The sequence below is a fragment of the Paenibacillus sp. B1-35 genome, from assembly GCF_050474385.1.
In the GTDB taxonomy this organism is placed as follows: Bacteria; Bacillota; Bacilli; order Paenibacillales; family Paenibacillaceae; genus Paenibacillus_B; species Paenibacillus_B alvei.
Window position 1 is genome coordinate 148,673 of the sequence record NZ_JBCHVJ010000002.1, and the last position, 15,643, is coordinate 164,315.

The 15,643-nt window shown below is 45.3% G+C and carries 16 protein-coding genes; 15 read left to right on the plus strand and 1 reads right to left on the minus strand.

What is annotated here, in order from left to right; translation table 11 throughout:
- Positions 1–39: 39 nt before the first annotated feature.
- The 5 genes from ACQ5BJ_RS08145 to ACQ5BJ_RS08165 all read left to right on the plus strand — a co-directional run bounded on the left by ACQ5BJ_RS08145 (position 40) and on the right by ACQ5BJ_RS08165 (position 4,326).
- On the plus strand, positions 40–462 hold the full coding sequence (locus tag ACQ5BJ_RS08145) for a thioesterase family protein (RefSeq protein WP_430110198.1): 423 nt from the start codon (positions 40–42) through the stop codon (positions 460–462).
- A 125-nt stretch (positions 463–587) separates the two neighbouring features.
- Entirely contained in the window at positions 588–1,442 is an 855-nt protein-coding gene (paaX, locus tag ACQ5BJ_RS08150; protein WP_367667574.1) for a phenylacetic acid degradation operon negative regulatory protein PaaX, read from the plus strand.
- Positions 1,443–2,157: 715 nt separating this feature from the next.
- On the plus strand, positions 2,158–2,595 hold the full coding sequence (locus ACQ5BJ_RS08155; protein WP_005547654.1) for an Rrf2 family transcriptional regulator: 438 nt from the start codon (positions 2,158–2,160) through the stop codon (positions 2,593–2,595).
- Positions 2,596–2,778: 183 nt separating this feature from the next.
- Positions 2,779–3,414 carry an NAD(P)-dependent oxidoreductase gene (locus ACQ5BJ_RS08160; protein ID WP_430110196.1) on the plus strand — a complete coding sequence of 212 codons (636 nt, stop codon included), beginning with the start codon at positions 2,779–2,781 and terminating at the stop codon, positions 3,412–3,414.
- Positions 3,415–3,558: 144 nt separating this feature from the next.
- Positions 3,559–4,326, plus strand: coding sequence for a DODA-type extradiol aromatic ring-opening family dioxygenase (locus tag ACQ5BJ_RS08165; protein ID WP_005547657.1), 768 nt, complete (start codon positions 3,559–3,561; stop codon positions 4,324–4,326).
- A 223-nt stretch (positions 4,327–4,549) separates the two neighbouring features.
- On the opposite strand, the gene ACQ5BJ_RS08170 is transcribed toward ACQ5BJ_RS08165, so the two are convergent.
- On the minus strand, positions 4,550–5,164 hold the full coding sequence (locus ACQ5BJ_RS08170; RefSeq protein WP_268594322.1) for a TetR-like C-terminal domain-containing protein: 615 nt from the start codon (positions 5,162–5,164) through the stop codon (positions 4,550–4,552).
- Between the two features lie 431 nt (positions 5,165–5,595).
- On the opposite strand from ACQ5BJ_RS08170, the gene ACQ5BJ_RS08175 reads away from it, so the two are divergent.
- The 10 genes from ACQ5BJ_RS08175 (at position 5,596) to deoD (ending at position 15,624) form a co-directional block, all read left to right on the plus strand.
- Complete coding sequence (locus tag ACQ5BJ_RS08175) at positions 5,596–6,306, plus strand: 4'-phosphopantetheinyl transferase family protein (protein WP_268620164.1); 711 nt, start codon at positions 5,596–5,598, stop codon at positions 6,304–6,306.
- 152 nt (positions 6,307–6,458) lie between these two features.
- The gene (locus tag ACQ5BJ_RS08180) at positions 6,459–7,304 is read left to right on the plus strand and encodes a DUF4097 family beta strand repeat-containing protein (RefSeq protein ID WP_430110191.1); all 846 of its coding nucleotides are present in this window, start codon (positions 6,459–6,461) and stop codon (positions 7,302–7,304) included.
- Positions 7,305–7,494: 190 nt separating this feature from the next.
- Entirely contained in the window at positions 7,495–9,033 is a 1,539-nt protein-coding gene (locus tag ACQ5BJ_RS08185; protein WP_430110188.1) for an MDR family MFS transporter, read from the plus strand.
- Between the two features lie 83 nt (positions 9,034–9,116).
- On the plus strand, positions 9,117–9,716 hold the full coding sequence (locus tag ACQ5BJ_RS08190) for a TetR/AcrR family transcriptional regulator (protein ID WP_430110186.1): 600 nt from the start codon (positions 9,117–9,119) through the stop codon (positions 9,714–9,716).
- Between the two features lie 310 nt (positions 9,717–10,026).
- Positions 10,027–10,959, plus strand: a complete 933-nt coding sequence (locus tag ACQ5BJ_RS08195; protein WP_040735988.1) for a sugar-binding transcriptional regulator — start codon at positions 10,027–10,029, stop codon at positions 10,957–10,959.
- 253 nt (positions 10,960–11,212) lie between these two features.
- Positions 11,213–11,878: a deoxyribose-phosphate aldolase gene (gene deoC, locus ACQ5BJ_RS08200; RefSeq protein WP_430110183.1), complete on the plus strand. Its 666-nt coding sequence runs from the start codon at positions 11,213–11,215 to the stop codon at positions 11,876–11,878.
- A 79-nt stretch (positions 11,879–11,957) separates the two neighbouring features.
- Positions 11,958–12,359: a cytidine deaminase gene (locus ACQ5BJ_RS08205; RefSeq protein ID WP_430110180.1), complete on the plus strand. Its 402-nt coding sequence runs from the start codon at positions 11,958–11,960 to the stop codon at positions 12,357–12,359.
- Between the two features lie 91 nt (positions 12,360–12,450).
- Entirely contained in the window at positions 12,451–13,629 is a 1,179-nt protein-coding gene (locus ACQ5BJ_RS08210; protein WP_005547676.1) for a NupC/NupG family nucleoside CNT transporter, read from the plus strand.
- 80 nt (positions 13,630–13,709) lie between these two features.
- The gene (gene deoB, locus ACQ5BJ_RS08215; RefSeq protein ID WP_005547678.1) at positions 13,710–14,891 is read left to right on the plus strand and encodes a phosphopentomutase; all 1,182 of its coding nucleotides are present in this window, start codon (positions 13,710–13,712) and stop codon (positions 14,889–14,891) included.
- A gap of 25 nt (positions 14,892–14,916) precedes the next feature.
- A complete protein-coding gene (gene deoD / locus ACQ5BJ_RS08220; protein ID WP_005547680.1) occupies positions 14,917–15,624 on the plus strand; it encodes a purine-nucleoside phosphorylase in 708 nt (235 codons plus the stop codon).
- Positions 15,625–15,643 lie beyond the last annotated feature (19 nt).

Here is a 15,643-nt window from a genome sequence, read left to right on the forward strand (position 1 = left end):
TGATGGATATGGTATTTTTTCTGGCGAGGAGGAATCGAAGTGAAGCCAGGATTGGCTCCGGGCGCCGAAATATCTTTTTCTGTGACTGTTACACCGGATATGCATCCTGCTTTTGACGGCACAACCATACACGAAGTGATGTCTACCGTCACCATGATTTACTATATGGAGAAAGCAGGACGAAAGATGATCGTTCCTTTTTTGGAGGAAGAGGAAGAGGGTTCGGGGTTCGCTCTCGATATCAAGCACGTAGGGCCTGCGGTTGACGGGCAGGAGGTAACGTTCCAAGCTGTTTGTACCGAGGTGGGAGCGAAGCGCATTGTCTGCGAGGTGACGGCGGAGACGAGAATCAATCTAGTCGGAAAAGGAACGTTTACGCAGGCGATTTTCGATAAGAAAACGATGGCAGAGCGTCTTACGGCTTTGCGTTGCAAGACGGAAGAAGAGCAGAAGCTGTCCTGACAATTGAGCGGCGGTTCCTCCACTCCGACATGTCCTCCATTTTGCTTGAGCTATGGAGAGGCAAGTGATACAATTTGACGAGATGCAACATTTGGAAATCACATGATCGACTAGGAGTGGTGAACATGAGGCCGCAATCGATGCTGTTTACCATATACGGCGAGTATGTACGTCATTATGGAAGCGAAATCTGGGTTGGGAGCCTGACCGCCCTGATGGGGGAATTCGGGTTGACTGAACAGGCCGTACGGGCCGCAATCTCGCGCATGCTGCGCCAAGGCTGGCTGGAGTCGCGCAAGGTGGGGAATCGCAGCTATTATTCAATGTCTTCGCGCGGCAAGCGGCGCTTGGATGAGGCGGCGGCCCGCATTTATAAACAGGAGTCAGATACATGGGACGGCAAATGGTGCATTGCGAGCTACAACATTCCCGAAAAGGAACGGGGCATACGGGATCAATTGCGCAAGGAGCTGGCATGGCTCGGCTTCGGCATGTTGACGACGAGCACCTGGATCAGTCCTAACGATCTGACTGATAAGGTGAGGGACATCGTGGAATCACGCGGAATTTCCGGATATGTGGAAATTTTCAAGGCGGATCATATTGCTTGGAGCAAATCTAAGCAGTTGGTACAGAAATGCTGGAACATCGATGAGATTAATGCTGCTTATGCTGAATTTATTGAGGTATACCGTCCAAGTTATGAAAAATTGCTCGCGATGATTCAGCAGGGGGATGCTATGCCTGACGGTTATTGCTTCGTAGAGAAGAGCAAGCTGGTTCACTGGTATCGGAAGTTCTTATTCATTGATCCGGACTTCCCTGAAGAGCTGTTGCCAGATGTGTGGTTAGGCAAGGAAGCGGATCAATTGTTCCAGAACTACTATGATTTGCTTCATACAGGAGCTAGTCGTTTTTTTGAACAAGTATATGAACCTTCACCTGATGCGCTTCCGCTTCGCAATATCGAGCATGCATAACACTTATGGAACATTCGCGATAAGTATTTATTTTGGGGCATATGAACTGCGGTGGATTTGATTTTTAAGGGCTCTTTGTAGCATTTTTGCTTCTGTGCTTTAACGTAGGGTCGTGTTGCCGTTGAGTGTTTTGATGGAGGCTTTTGCGAGTTATAAGCTATGGAGTGCACAGCATTTCAATGATTCCAAGGCGTCTTTTTATCACTTGTCTCATCCTGTGCGTATACTTGTTTCCTTATCTTATCCTGTATGTTTGTGTAAAAAATTCTAATGTCACAGCTTCCCCGCTTGCGGAAGCATTTCGTTGAATTCGAATTTGATTGATGGGGAAACGTACAAATAGCTCTTCATTTCAATTTGCACATAAAAGATAAGCGCTTCGCTTTTGCGATTTGTACTATCTTTCCATTGCGCACTTTTTGAATTCTTCTTTTCATTATCGGTACTGTGATCATAGTAACTTTATCCCGGTGCGAGGTGTTTTTTTATCTTGATGCGGTGAAATGGTTTGGGTAGCGAGAGAATGCGAATTTCTACATAGGCAGCTTGGACATATAGGGAATTGCGGGTGAACGAGGTGTAATATTACTAGGCGAGATAGCGGTATGCGCCATGAATCAAACGGCGTGACCGCTATTCATTTGCAAGTGGAAAAAGGAAGCTTGACAATTCAATCTAGTTGTAACTATAATGGTTACATGAAAGGGTGAGCAGCATGAAGATAAGCAGCCGCTTTAGTGTAGCCGTCCACATTCTATCTTTGCTGGCGCTTGAACCAAATGCCCATCATACGTCGGAGTGGATGGCAGGCAGCGTCAACACGAATCCTGTTGTCATTCGGCGGGTAACATCCCAACTGAAGAAGGCTGGACTCGTAGATGTCCGTCCTGGTACAGGGGGAGCAACCTTGTGCAAGCCAGCTAGTGATATTCATCTTCTTGATGTATATCGCGCAGTTGAGGCGGTTGAGGAAGGGGAATTGTTCGGATTTCACGAACATCCGAATCCCAAGTGTCCAATAGGCGCAAATATTGAATCTGTATTACAGCTTGTTATGCTGCGTGCACAATCTGCGATGGAGAAGGTGCTGGCAGAAGTGACGCTGGATCAGTTAGCAGGAGATTTGAAGGATCGAATGCAGGAGGATGCGTGATTCATAGTAGAGTGCAGGCGGTCTACAATTTGAATAAGAATGACTCCAATGTTTCATGGAGTTTTTCGTACGCTAGTTGTAACATTCTTTATTACATTAAAGTAATTTGCTAAGCGTGGTTTGCTGTCCTTACCAGAAGGAAATAATAAATAAACTTTTTACTATAGAAGGGAAGAACTTATTATGAAAATCGCGGTATATGGTGCTACAGGTACAATTGGACAACGTATTGTGAATGAAGCTTTGACAAGAGGTCATGAAGTAACGGCAATCGTTCGTGATGCTTCGCGCGTAGCGCAGTCTCATGACAATTTGACAGTGGCGACTGGCGATATTCTCGATTCCGCAAGCGTGGCTGAGCGTACAGCGGGTCATGATGTTGTCGTTAGTGCTTTTGGGCCTAAGATGGGAGAAGAATCTACACTTGTGGAAGCAACACAAGCATTGATCGCTGGTGTAAAGCAGGCTGGAGTAGGACGTTTGATCTCTGTTGGCGGAGCAGGAAGCCTTGAAATGGCGCCAGGCGTTCAAGTTGTGGACACACCAGACTTCCCTGATGCTTGGAAGCCAATCGCGCTAGCACATCGCGACGCGCTTGATGTGTACCGCCATGAATCTACGCTGGCATGGACGAACGTGAGCCCTGCTGCTTTGATTGAGCCAGGTGAGCGCACTGGACAATATCGTACTGGAACAGACCAATTGGTTGTGGATGCTGAAGGCAATAGCCGCATTTCAGCTGAGGACTTCTCTGTAGCAATTCTGGATGAAGTGGAGAATCCGCAATTTTCGGGCCGCCGCTTTACAGCAGCTTATTAATCACGATTTTGGCTGCAAATGCATAGAAACAATTCATTCGTACATTCTGTGTGATCCTTTAAGAACATCTCATGGACACACTGCATGGCGCTGCTCATGATATCGCTTGGACAGCCGCTATGTTGAACATAAAGGAGAATCGCGATGCCAAAATCAATCTTTCTCAGTCACGGTTCGCCGATGATTGCTGTATTGGATAATGAATATACTCGATTTTTAACTAAGCTCGGAGCAAGTATGAAGCCAAAGGCGATCGTACTGTTCAGTGCCCATTGGGAAAGCGAGGAGTTAACAGTATCTTTCCATGATGGGACGTATGAGACGATTTATGACTTCTATGGATTCCCTGATGAATTGTATCAGGTACAGTATCCTGCGAAGGGCTCCACACAGATTGCAACTGAAGTAGAACGCAGTTTCGCTGCGCATGGTATTTCTGTAAACCGTGATGAATCACGTGGTCTTGATCATGGTTCATGGTCGCTGCTGAAGCATTTGTATCCGAATGCTGATATTCCAGTTGTACAGATATCTGTAAATCCATTCCTTTCTCCAGAGAAACAACTGCTAATCGGAGAGGCTCTTAGTGAGCTGGATGAGGACATTCTACTAATAGGCAGCGGAGCGAGCGTTCATAATTTGCGCATGTTGAAATGGGAACAGACAGAGCCTGAACCTTGGGCTGTCCAGTTCGACGACTGGCTAATTGAAAAGCTGGAGAAAAAGCAATGGAGTGAGTTGGCCTCCTATCAGGAACATGCTCCTCATGCATCACTAGCTGTTCCGCGGGCAGAGCATTTTGTTCCCCTCTTTATTGCACTTGGGAGCGCAGGGGATGGCTTGAATCCGAAAGTTATCCATCGCAGTTATGAATTAGGGACACTAAGTTACATGTGCTTGTCCTTCAATTAACTTCTGACACAAAAGAGAGCTATCCTCCGCGCATGATGCGGGTAGATAGCTCTCTTTCTTGTTAGGCAAGGATGGTCTAGGGAGCGCAGCATATTATGTTTTGCTAACAAAGGCCAAGACAATCCTCCCGAGGAATTGGAGTTATTGCCGCTGCCCCAGCTTGATTTGTCGAAGAGCTATTGTCATTCTTTTTTGTGCGTCTCTTGTGGGTTGGACATATTTTCTATTTATTATCTTCGGTGACTGTTGTTGATCGCTCTGAATCTGAATTTTCTTTGATCGTATGAATGCCAGCGATAAAAGCATTGATAAGTATTTCCAAGCTGACATTGAGATCAAGAGGAATGCCAAAGCCCCCTTTTTGCTCCAAGGATGCAAACCCGTGCAGCAAACTTCGGAGGCCGCGTGCGGCGTGAATAGCGGCATTGCCAGATAGCTCATATGCTTGAAGGACTTGAATAACGAGATCGACGATATCATTGCTGATCTGCTGTACTTTCTCATGATGCGGATCAGGTGCATGAAGCGTAGCTTCATAGAGACCAGGATGATTGCGGACGAAGGCGACATATGCTTTACCAATCGCGCGAACAGCTTCATCTCCTGCTCGTCCTATTGCTGCGCGTGACATGGTGTATTCTAATTGTTCGAGTCCATGAATGGATAATAATTGGCGTATGCCCTGCAAGCCATCAACATGATTGTAGAGAGAGGGCGGGCGCACCTTCAACTGCTGTGCAAGCGAAGCAAGCGTAACCGCTTCGAAGCCCTGGGTATCTGCTATATAGGTAGCGGCTTCTCGTATTGTTGTGGAGTTTAAACCAACTCTAGGTGACATGATCATTGCTCCTCTGTGTACGTAATTTTTTTATTATTGCTATCGTGCAAATGGAGTCTGCGTTATAGAGAGATTCCTGCTTTTGGCTATATTATAACTAACAATATTAGTTAATACAATAATAGGGTTTGTTTTGTGCTGCGAGAAAAACAACCAAAGTGAGAGAGAGGATTTGGATACATTCATCTTGGTATTGAAATATGCTGGCTGTAATCTTTTCCATAGTTCTAGTAGGGAATTGGCTGCTAATGTATATAGGGAATCAATAAGATTGATTCATCGTCTTTGAGCACTTGTGCCTAACCTATGAATGTTGGTTTTTTAGGAGTAACGTAGATGTAGGTTGAGACCAACAGGAAAATATTGTAGATTAAGAGGGCTGAGTGTATAATTTTTGTCATATAACAGGAAGTATTTAGAAGGAGAACATCATGAAAGCAATTGCCGTTCGGATCGACAGCATGATCAGATTGGACGAGTGGCTGCCTTATTTATCGCCGGAACGAAGAGAGAAGGTGGGACGCTTCTACCGAGAGATGGACTCCATTCGCTCCATGTTAAGTGAACTCGTCGCCAAGCGTTTACTAGTAGAGATGACAGGCTGCACTACTGAACAGATTGCCATTCAAGCGGATCAGTTCGGCAAGCCTATTGTGAGTGAACCGTACAAGCATATTCAATTCAATGTTTCTCATTCTGGTATATGGGTTGTCGGTATTGCGAACGATAAGGGGCATCCCGTTGGGATCGATATTGAACAGATTGATGAGGATTTGGAAGTAGGAAACTTTGCAAGCATTTTGTCTATAAACGAGAAACGGGTGCTTGATTCTTTGCCAGCGAGCAAAAGGAAAGAGCGCTTCATTGAGCTGTGGACATACAAGGAAAGCTATGTAAAAACAACAGGTATGGGATTATCTATGCCAATAGATTTATGCGCTTTCACTTCGTGTCACGCTGATGAGGCTGCCTGGCAATTGGCGTCACCTAGCGAAAAGCCTTTTTATTGGAAGTCCTATTCCATTCATCCTGATTATAAATTGACGGCATGTTCATCGTATGAGGCATTGCCGGATGTGTGTGCTGTGATGAGAGCCTCAGATTTTTTGCAGCAATTCCGAGATCAGTATATTCATGTTTAGATAATGAATCTTACTACTATATGTGGGAAGACGGTGTTTGTGAGAATTCTATGCATACAAGATTTCATATATTGAAGTAGAGGGGCGAAGATAAACGTCTTACTTTCAAAAGTTTCCACAATCATGAAATGGCATAAAGGGGATCGGATAAAGTGAATACAAAACGTTGCTTGACAATTTTTTCATTGATTCCACTGTTAATCGGTTTAAGTGCATGTAATCAAGGAATATCAAATGTTGTCTCTGTACCTGGCACGCCAGTTCATGTTGAACGGTCATTTGCAGCAGCAGAGGTGTCTCGCATTGATGTTCGGACGAAAGCGGCTAATGTACAATTAAAAGCTGGCAGCGGTGAGCACATTCAAGTGCAAGTGAATGGCAAATTCGACGGCAATGAGGATGAGATGGATGAACTGCTTAACACGACATTGGAGCAAGGACAGTTAGCAATCAAAGTAGGGCCAGTAGAGGGGAAAGTATGGACTAATACGTCTCTCACTGTAGAGGTTGCAGTTCCTGCGAAGGTATATGATGAGTTGAAGTTGGAGGCATCAAGCGGAAATATTACAGCTGACAAAGTTGAAGCAGGCAAGTTGTCTGCTCAATCTTCTTCCGGGAATATCAATGTGAAGGGCTATTCGGGCAAAGAATATCAAGTGGCTGCAAGCTCCGGCAATATTCACCTTGGAAAAATGACGGGGAAAGGAAGTGTCGAGGCTTCCTCTGGCAACGTAGATATGGCGATTGATTCCTTTGATGAATCGGTTCGCATACATACAAGCTCCGGCAATGCCACGATTCGGGTACGTTCTGATGCTGTGTTCCGCATTGTGGCGGATACGAAGCTGGATCGTGCGGATCTTAACATTCCGGTTACGCTAGAGCAAAAAGAAGGAAAACGCAAATTTGAAGCTAGCGTCAATCAGGCAACCTCTGAGTCGCCTGTGTTGGATGTAACGACTTCATCCGGGAAAATGATCTTAGAAAAAATAAAATAAAGTTAGAAAAAGCTTCAGCGCTGCGTGCTGAAGCTTTTTTTGTTGTCTTTATGAATTTGCAAAACAAAGAAAGAGATTAAATTTATGCTTGATTATTTGTAATAGTAAGATTACAATTTTTTTGATTGAATAATTAGTCAATATAAAAAACATCGCAGGCATTTATCCCATTGTAGAAAGGAAAATTCGTATGGAGTTGGATCCGTATAAACGAAATTGGACGATAGGAGCGCTGCTGTTAAGCATTTTTCTTTCCTCCTTGGATCAAACGATTGTATCTACTGCTCTGCCCTCCATTGTTCAGAAGATAGGGGGGCTTGATTCGGTATCATGGGTTTTTACAATTTACATGCTCGCTTCAACAGCAATTATGCCGGTGGTAGGCAAGTTGTCCGATATGTATGGGCGCAAACGCTTCTTTATTTCCGGGTTGATTCTTTTTACTGCAGGCTCCTTATTATGCGGTTTTGCCGCATCAATGCCCCAGCTTATTGCTTTCCGTGGAATTCAGGGATTGGGAGCGGGTTTTCTTATGCCAATTACATTTACATTAATTTTCACGATTCTTCCGCAAGGGAAAGCTGGCAAGTTCCAGGCGTTATTCATGGGTGTTTATGCACTTTCCTCCGTTATTGGGCCATCACTTGGGGCATTTATAACCGAACAATTGAACTGGCACTGGAACTTTCTCGTTAATATCCCTTTCGGCATCGCGTCTATTTTGATTGTAAGCTGTTCGTTAGTCGAATCCCGCAATGAGAAGAGCAGCAGACAGGTGGATTATGCGGGTGCAGTGCTTCTCATATTAACAACGGTTTTTCTTTTATTAGCGTTCAAACTGGCAGGCGGAGAATACAGTTGGGCCTCGTGGCAAGTAGTGTTCATGCTGGCAAGCGGGGGGATAGCTCTTATTTTCTTTATTGTCATAGAGCTTCGAGCAGTCGAGGGAATTATCCCTCTGCAATTGTTTTGCAATCGTACAATTGCCGGAGTCTCGGCAGCTTCTTTTATACAAGGGATGATCATGTACGGAGCTATGCTTTACATTCCTTTTTTTATTCAGGCGGGACTAGGAGGAGATATAGGAGATGCGGGAAATGCACTAACTCCAATGATGTTCTCGGTTATGGTGGGAACGGTTATAGGAACGATGCTTATGAAACGGATGAGTTGGAGAGGATCGGTACTGCTCGCTATATGCCTTATGGGGATAAGTTCATTCTTATTTTCGTCCCTGCCGCTTGGGGTAAATATGTGGTATGTTAGGGGGAACACTGCTTTAATAGGTATTGGGATTGGAATCTTAATGCCGAATGCACAGACGGCAGCAACTCTTGCTGCACCTGAGCGGTTCAAAGGGGTGGCTACTTCTATGGTCTCCTTTTTTCGCACAATTGGCGGTGTGATAGGCGCATCCATTACGGGTACTTTGGTGAACCAACGTCTAGCTGTTGAACTTCTGCGCCAAGCTTCTTTTTTGAAGCTGGATCCAGCATTACTAGAGAAATTCAGCAAGGCTGAAACGCTTATTGGAGCGAATCGAATGATACCTGAGCATCTAGCCCTGGCAGTACGGGTTTCACTTGTAGAATCTATTCATTATGGCTTTTGTTTTCTTGCTTTGGCAGCGGCAGTGGCGGTTCCTCTTGCCTTTTTCATGGGGAACGAGCGCTTCCGCATAACGAAGGAAGTATGTTGTTCTCAACAAACGGATCAGTCAACCGTATAGACATCTTTCTATATTGGAAAAAAGGAGGAGGCTCAGTTTTATCGGGGCGATAAAGGAAGCTCCGTACGGCGAGCTGTATACATATGTCACCTAGAAATGCGGATCAAAATAAGTTAATTCGGGATGAACGAAGAGAGCAGATTCTGAATAGCGCGTTAAAGGTTTTTTCAAATCGTGGCTTCGTAGCTACCAAAATCAGTGATATCGCCAAGGAAGCTTCATTCAGTCACGGTCTTGTCTATCATTATTTTGAATCAAAGGATGAAATTTTTGCTACATTAGTGGAGCGTGCGCTCCAATCTTCAAATCAATTGACGCTGCTTGCCGCAGAGAAACAAGGGAGCAGCTTGGACAAAATTGAATGGATGACGCAAGAAATTTTACGAGCGTTTATTCATAACGAAGAAGCTGTATACTATCACCATATTATGCTTCAAGCGTCGACCTTTGCTTCCATTCCGGAATCGGTTAAGACACAAATGCAGGATATATCAAGCCCAATGAAGCATATGCTTCAATTCATCGAGGACGGGCAACGGGACGGAATCATTCGACTTGAGGATGCAAAGCGTTTGGCGACGCTTTATTGGTCGATGATTCAAGGCCTAGCGCTCATGAAAATTGAAGCGGGGGAGTATTTCAGTATGCCTGACACAGATATGATTGTTCGCCTGTTCAAGTAATTGGACATGTTTCACAGCTAAATAAAAATGAATAGCAGATAAGTGATAGAGACTTGGCCTAGATGGGGGACTAATCCGTGTTGCAGCAGGTAATTAGGTTTGTGTTCCCAGTTTAAGGAGGGTCTCTAATTTTATTCGTGAGCGTTTACATCTCTTCATAATATGGTAGTATAGGTTCAAAGAAGGAAGCGAGTAAGCCTTATCATGTGTACGTTCCTAACAGCGGCTTAAAGTGCGAAATGCTGCAGTAGCTAGATGTTTCAATAACAGCATGTTCATAGAATCATTTCACAAGAAGTGGGTTGTAGACATGGATCATGAAAAACAGCGATTGAGTATTGAAGCGGCAAGACTGTATTATTTATCGGATTATAGCCAAATGGATATTGCCTCCAAACTAGGGGTGTCTCGTCCGACCGTATCCCGGCTGCTGCAATATGCGAAGGAGCAAGGATATGTCCGGATTGATATTGTCGATCCGCTTGAGGATCTCGATGCATTGGGAGCACGACTCCGACATAAATATGGACTGGATACGGCGCTCGTCTGTTATTCGCCTGTCAATGAATATAAAGAAATCCAAAAGCATATTAGCAAGCGTGCAGCCGAATATTTGTACGAAACCGTTCAAGACTCGGATATTATCGGGGTGACATGGGGGCGAACAATGCATGCCGTAGCGTTGCAGCTTCAGCAGAAGCAAATTCGGGGCGTGGAGGTTGTACAGCTCAAGGGAGGCATTAGCCACTCTCATGTAAATACGTATGCAGCGGAAACCGTGAATTTATTTGCGGCAGCATACCATACGATTGCCCGCTATTTGCCGTTGCCCGTAATATTCGACAGTGTTGCTCTGAAGCAGATGGTGGAGGAGGATCGGCATATTCGCCGGATTATTCAGCTTGGCAAGCAGGCCAATATTGCGATGTTCACTGTAGGTACTGTAAATGATGATGCACTTTTGTTTCGACTGGGTTATTTCAGCGACGAAGAGAAGAAGCTGCTGCAGAGCCGTGGTGTAGGAGACATATGTTCGCGATTCTTCGATGCACAAGGAAATATATGCAGCGAAGGGATCAATGATCGCACTGTGGGCATCGACCTATCCGATTTGCGGGAGAAGGAAAAGTCAATACTAGTAGCCGGTGGACAGCGCAAGATAGAAGCGATCCGAGCTGCGCTTATAGGAAGGTATGCAAATATACTTGTTACGGATCAATTTACAGCCCAAGCATTAATGTAATAATTACCGCCATGCGGTAAACCCGCTTTCCCCTTAGAGTAAGTACGTGGCGTTCATGTCTCACGGCTTATTCGATGGGGATTTTTTATATCCTTTTTGTTCAAAATATTGTAAGAAAGCAGTTCACGATATTGTAATGAACAAAATTTCAAAGCTAACTTTACATCTGTTCAGATCGCGTGTTATGATACCCATGAAATCAATATTAGAATTACCTAATACAAATGACACAAGTATATAAGGGGTGTACAGCATGAGCATAGCGCGTATGATTGACCATACGATGTTGAAGGCAGACGCTGTTCAAGCGGATATTGCCAAGCTGGTTGAGGAAGCAAAGCAGTATCAATTCGCTTCAGTATGCGTCAACCCGACTTGGGTATCTTACTGTGCAGAGCAGCTAGCCGGTACAGAAGTTAAGGTATGCACGGTTATCGGATTTCCTCTCGGCGCATCTACTTCTGCTGTGAAGGCATTGGAAACGCAAGATGCGATTGCCAATGGTGCAACCGAAGTCGATATGGTTATTAATATTGGAGAGCTGAAGGCAGGCAACGATGAATTTGTGCAAAAGGATATTGAGGCAGTTGTGAAAGCGGCTTCAGGAAAAGCGCTTGTAAAGGTCATTATTGAAACGTGCCTGTTGACAGATGAACAGAAGGTTCGTGCTTGCGAACTGGCTGTTAAGGCAGGGGCCGACTTTGTTAAGACATCTACAGGCTTCTCGACAGGCGGTGCTACATGTGAAGATGTTGCCCTCATGCGCAAGACGGTAGGACAACAAACAGGTGTGAAGGCATCTGGAGGCGTGCGCAGCTTGGAAGATGTGAACAGCATGATTGAAGCAGGGGCAACCCGTATCGGTGCGAGTTCCGGTGTCAGCATCATGAAAGGCCTAACATCAACATCTTCTTATTAAAATAGAGACGGAATCATTCCGTTAGGGTACGTTACGTTCATGACGGAATGATTCAACATTCAATGAGGAGGATCAGCCCATGAAAGATCAGTTGATTCAAGAAGCGTTGGAAGCCCGCAAGCAAGCGTATGCACCCTACTCTCACTTTCAGGTTGGAGCGGCTATATTGGCAGATGGAGTTATCTATCGCGGCTGCAACGTAGAGAATGCATCTTATGGCTTAACGAATTGTGCAGAGCGAACGGCGGTATTCAAGGCTGTATCGGAAGGCAAGACGAAGGTGGAAGCTGTTGCAGTAGTTGCTGATACGGACGGGCCTGTATCTCCGTGCGGAGCTTGCCGCCAAGTGTTAGCAGAGTTCTGCGATGGCGATACGAAGATATACTTGACGAATCTCAAGGGCGACATTGAGGAATGGACAATGTCCCAATTGCTTCCTGGCGCGTTCTCTGGTGCCGATATGGAAAAGGACAGTGAATAAGCTATAGCATTCCGTTCATTTTGAAAGCGGTAACAAGAAAACTTGCCAATTTAATAAATCTATACATGCTTAAGCATGGGAGGAACATTACATGAAATTTGTCATTGCGATCATTGGTCTGCTAGCTGTATTTGGACTCACTTATATCGCAAGTAAGGATCGTCGCAACATTCGTTATCGCCCACTAGCCATTATGGTTGTGTTGCAGGCTATTTTGGCATTTGTGTTATTGAATACAACGGTAGGAGAAACCTTAATCCGGGGGTTTGCTTCTATATTTGAATCATTGCTAGGTTATGCAGCCGAAGGCATCAACTTTGTATTTGGCGGAATCGTGAATGATAGCCAAGGCACTCAATTTTTCTTAAACGTGTTGCTGCCGATTGTATTTATTTCCGCGCTGATTGGAATTTTGCAATACACGAAAATCTTGCCTTTCATTATTAAGTACATCGGTCTTGCACTTAGCAAGGTTAACGGTATGGGAAAGCTGGAATCGTATAACGCAGTTGCATCCGCGATTCTAGGTCAGTCCGAAGTATTTATTTCGGTGAAAAAGCAAATTGGTCTGTTGCCGGAACGCCGCTTATATACACTGTGTGCTTCTGCGATGTCGACTGTGTCGATGTCCATTGTCGGTGCGTATATGACGATGATTCAGCCTAAATATGTAGTAACCGCGCTCGTGCTTAACCTGTTTGGCGGATTTATTATCGCTTCAATTTTGAATCCATATAAGGTGACGAAGGAAGAAGATATTTTGGAAGTGCAGGAAGAGCATAAGCAGTCGTTCTTCGAAATGCTGGGCGAGTATATAATGGACGGCTTTAAAGTAGCGATTACAGTTGCTGCAATGCTGATCGGTTTCGTCGCCTTGATTGCACTTATCAATGGCATCTTTGGCAGTATCTTCGGAATTTCATTCCAGGAAGTGCTTGGCTATGTGTTCGCACCGTTCGCGTTCCTAATGGGGGTACCTTGGAAGGAAGCGGTCGATGCGGGAAGTATTATGGCAACGAAGATGGTTGCAAACGAATTCGTCGCTATGCTTGATCTTGGTAAGCTTACTTTGTCTGAGCGCACTACGGGTATTGTATCCGTATTCTTAGTATCATTCGCTAACTTCTCCTCGATCGGCATCATTTCTGGTGCGGTGAAAGGACTCCATGAGAAGCAGGGCAACGTTGTAGCTCGCTTTGGTCTGCGTTTGTTGTACGGCGCCACGATGGTAAGCGTATTGTCTGCGATTGTTGCAGGTATTTTCTTATAAAAGTATTCACAACGTCCACTTCTGGTTAAGTGGACGTTGTAAGCATCTATTATCGTACCTTGGGGAAGGAGAACGACATGATGACAACATTTAAACGAATACATCTTATCGTAATGGACTCTGTAGGCATCGGAGAAGCTCCTGATGCTGCACAATTTGATGACGTAGGCTCAGATACATTAGGACATATTGCACAGGAATGCGGAGGGCTCAACATGCCCAACATGGCAGCACTCGGCTTGTCCAATATCCGTTCGATTCCTGGCATAGAGGTGGCCGAGCGTCCCCTGGGCTATTATGGAAAAATGCAAGAAACCTCCCGCGGCAAAGATACGATGACAGGTCATTGGGAGATCATGGGTCTCTATATTGATACCCCGTTCCGCGTATTCCCTGATGGATTCCCCGCTGAGCTGATTGAGCGTATTGAGGCGAAGACAGGGCGCAAGGTAATTGGCAATAAGCCGGCAAGCGGAACCGAAATTATCGATGAGCTTGGCGAGGAGCATGTAAAGACAGGCGCACTCATTATCTATACATCTGCGGATTCTGTCCTTCAAATTGCAGCACACGAAGAGGTAGTTCCATTGAAGGAACTGTACGAGATTTGTGAGTTCTGTCGCGAGATTACCCGAGATGATCCATACATGCTTGGACGGATCATCGCTCGTCCATTTGTAGGAGAGCCTGGAAACTTTACGCGAACAGCGAATCGTCATGATTATGCGCTGAAGCCATTTGGCCGCACAACGATGAATGAACTGCAGGATCAAGGCTTTGATGTCATCGCATTGGGTAAAATTTCGGATATTTATGATGGTGAAGGAATTACAAAGGCGATTCGAACAAAGTCTAATATGGACGGTATGGATAAATTTATTTCAACATTGGATGAGTCCTTCACGGGACTAAGCTTCCTGAATCTTGTGGACTTTGATGCATTGTTCGGGCATCGCCGCGATCCAAAAGGCTATGGACACGCGTTGGAAGAGTTCGATGCGCGCTTGCCAGAGGTATTCGCGAAGATGACAGACGACGATCTGCTTCTTATTACTGCGGATCATGGCAATGACCCAACTTACAAGGGCACAGACCACACGCGAGAGTATGTTCCGTTGATTGCCTACTCTCCACGCTTTGCAGCTGGAGGTAAGGAACTTCCGCTGCGCGGCACGTTTGCGGATATCGCGGCAACGGTGGCAGAAAACTTTGCTGTTGCAGCGCCTGCTTATGGCAAGAGCTTTTTAACGGATTTGAAATAATTCATCTTACTGGAGGAACATAGTTATGAGTGTACACATTGGAGCGAAACAGGGCGAAATTGCAGAAACGATATTGCTGCCAGGAGATCCGCTGCGCGCGAAATATATCGCAGAAACGTACTTGGAGGATATTACTTGCTACAACGAGGTTCGCGGGATGCTCGGCTTTACAGGGACATATAAAGGCAAGCGCATCTCTGTACAAGGTACAGGCATGGGAATTCCGACAACAAGCATTTATGTGAATGAGCTGATCAATGAGTATGGTGTAAAGAATTTGTTCCGTGTAGGCACATGCGGCGCGATGCAGAAGGACGTTCATGTGCGCGACGTCGTGCTTGCTCAAGCAACTTGTACGGATTCCAGCATGAACCGTCACGTATTTGGCGGATACGACTACTCCCCAATTGCCAGCTTCTCATTGTTGAAGAACGCTTATGACAATGCGGTTGCGAAGGGCATGAATGTACATGTCGGCAACATTTTCACATCCGATATGTTCTATCGCGACGACAAGTCCGTAGTTCAGAAGCTGATGGACTATGGCGTATTGGCGGTAGAAATGGAAACTACGGCGCTTTACACGCTGGCTGCGAAATACAGTGTCAACGCACTGACAATTTTAACCGTGAGTGATCACTTGCTGACAGGTGAAGAAACGACATCGCAAGAGCGTCAAACAACGTTCAACGACATGATGGAAGTAGCGTTGGAGACAGCTATTTCGTTGTAAGAAGGAATCTCAAATTGTC

Excerpts from the sequence above, each read along its gene's own strand:
- paaX (WP_367667574.1), top strand. The coding sequence starts at position 588 with ATGAGGCCGCAATCGATGCTGTTTACCATATACGGCGAGTATGTACGT.
- ACQ5BJ_RS08155 (WP_005547654.1), top strand. The coding sequence starts at position 2,158 with ATGAAGATAAGCAGCCGCTTTAGTGTAGCCGTCCACATTCTATCTTTG.
- ACQ5BJ_RS08160 (WP_430110196.1), top strand. The coding sequence starts at position 2,779 with ATGAAAATCGCGGTATATGGTGCTACAGGTACAATTGGACAACGTATT.
- ACQ5BJ_RS08165 (WP_005547657.1), top strand. The coding sequence starts at position 3,559 with ATGCCAAAATCAATCTTTCTCAGTCACGGTTCGCCGATGATTGCTGTA.
- ACQ5BJ_RS08170 (WP_268594322.1), bottom strand. The coding sequence starts at position 5,164 with ATGTCACCTAGAGTTGGTTTAAACTCCACAACAATACGAGAAGCCGCT.
- ACQ5BJ_RS08175 (WP_268620164.1), top strand. The coding sequence starts at position 5,596 with ATGAAAGCAATTGCCGTTCGGATCGACAGCATGATCAGATTGGACGAG.
- ACQ5BJ_RS08185 (WP_430110188.1), top strand. The coding sequence starts at position 7,495 with ATGGAGTTGGATCCGTATAAACGAAATTGGACGATAGGAGCGCTGCTG.
- ACQ5BJ_RS08190 (WP_430110186.1), top strand. The coding sequence starts at position 9,117 with ATGTCACCTAGAAATGCGGATCAAAATAAGTTAATTCGGGATGAACGA.
- ACQ5BJ_RS08195 (WP_040735988.1), top strand. The coding sequence starts at position 10,027 with ATGGATCATGAAAAACAGCGATTGAGTATTGAAGCGGCAAGACTGTAT.
- deoC (WP_430110183.1), top strand. The coding sequence starts at position 11,213 with ATGAGCATAGCGCGTATGATTGACCATACGATGTTGAAGGCAGACGCT.
- ACQ5BJ_RS08205 (WP_430110180.1), top strand. The coding sequence starts at position 11,958 with ATGAAAGATCAGTTGATTCAAGAAGCGTTGGAAGCCCGCAAGCAAGCG.
- ACQ5BJ_RS08210 (WP_005547676.1), top strand. The coding sequence starts at position 12,451 with ATGAAATTTGTCATTGCGATCATTGGTCTGCTAGCTGTATTTGGACTC.
- deoB (WP_005547678.1), top strand. The coding sequence starts at position 13,710 with ATGACAACATTTAAACGAATACATCTTATCGTAATGGACTCTGTAGGC.
- deoD (WP_005547680.1), top strand. The coding sequence starts at position 14,917 with ATGAGTGTACACATTGGAGCGAAACAGGGCGAAATTGCAGAAACGATA.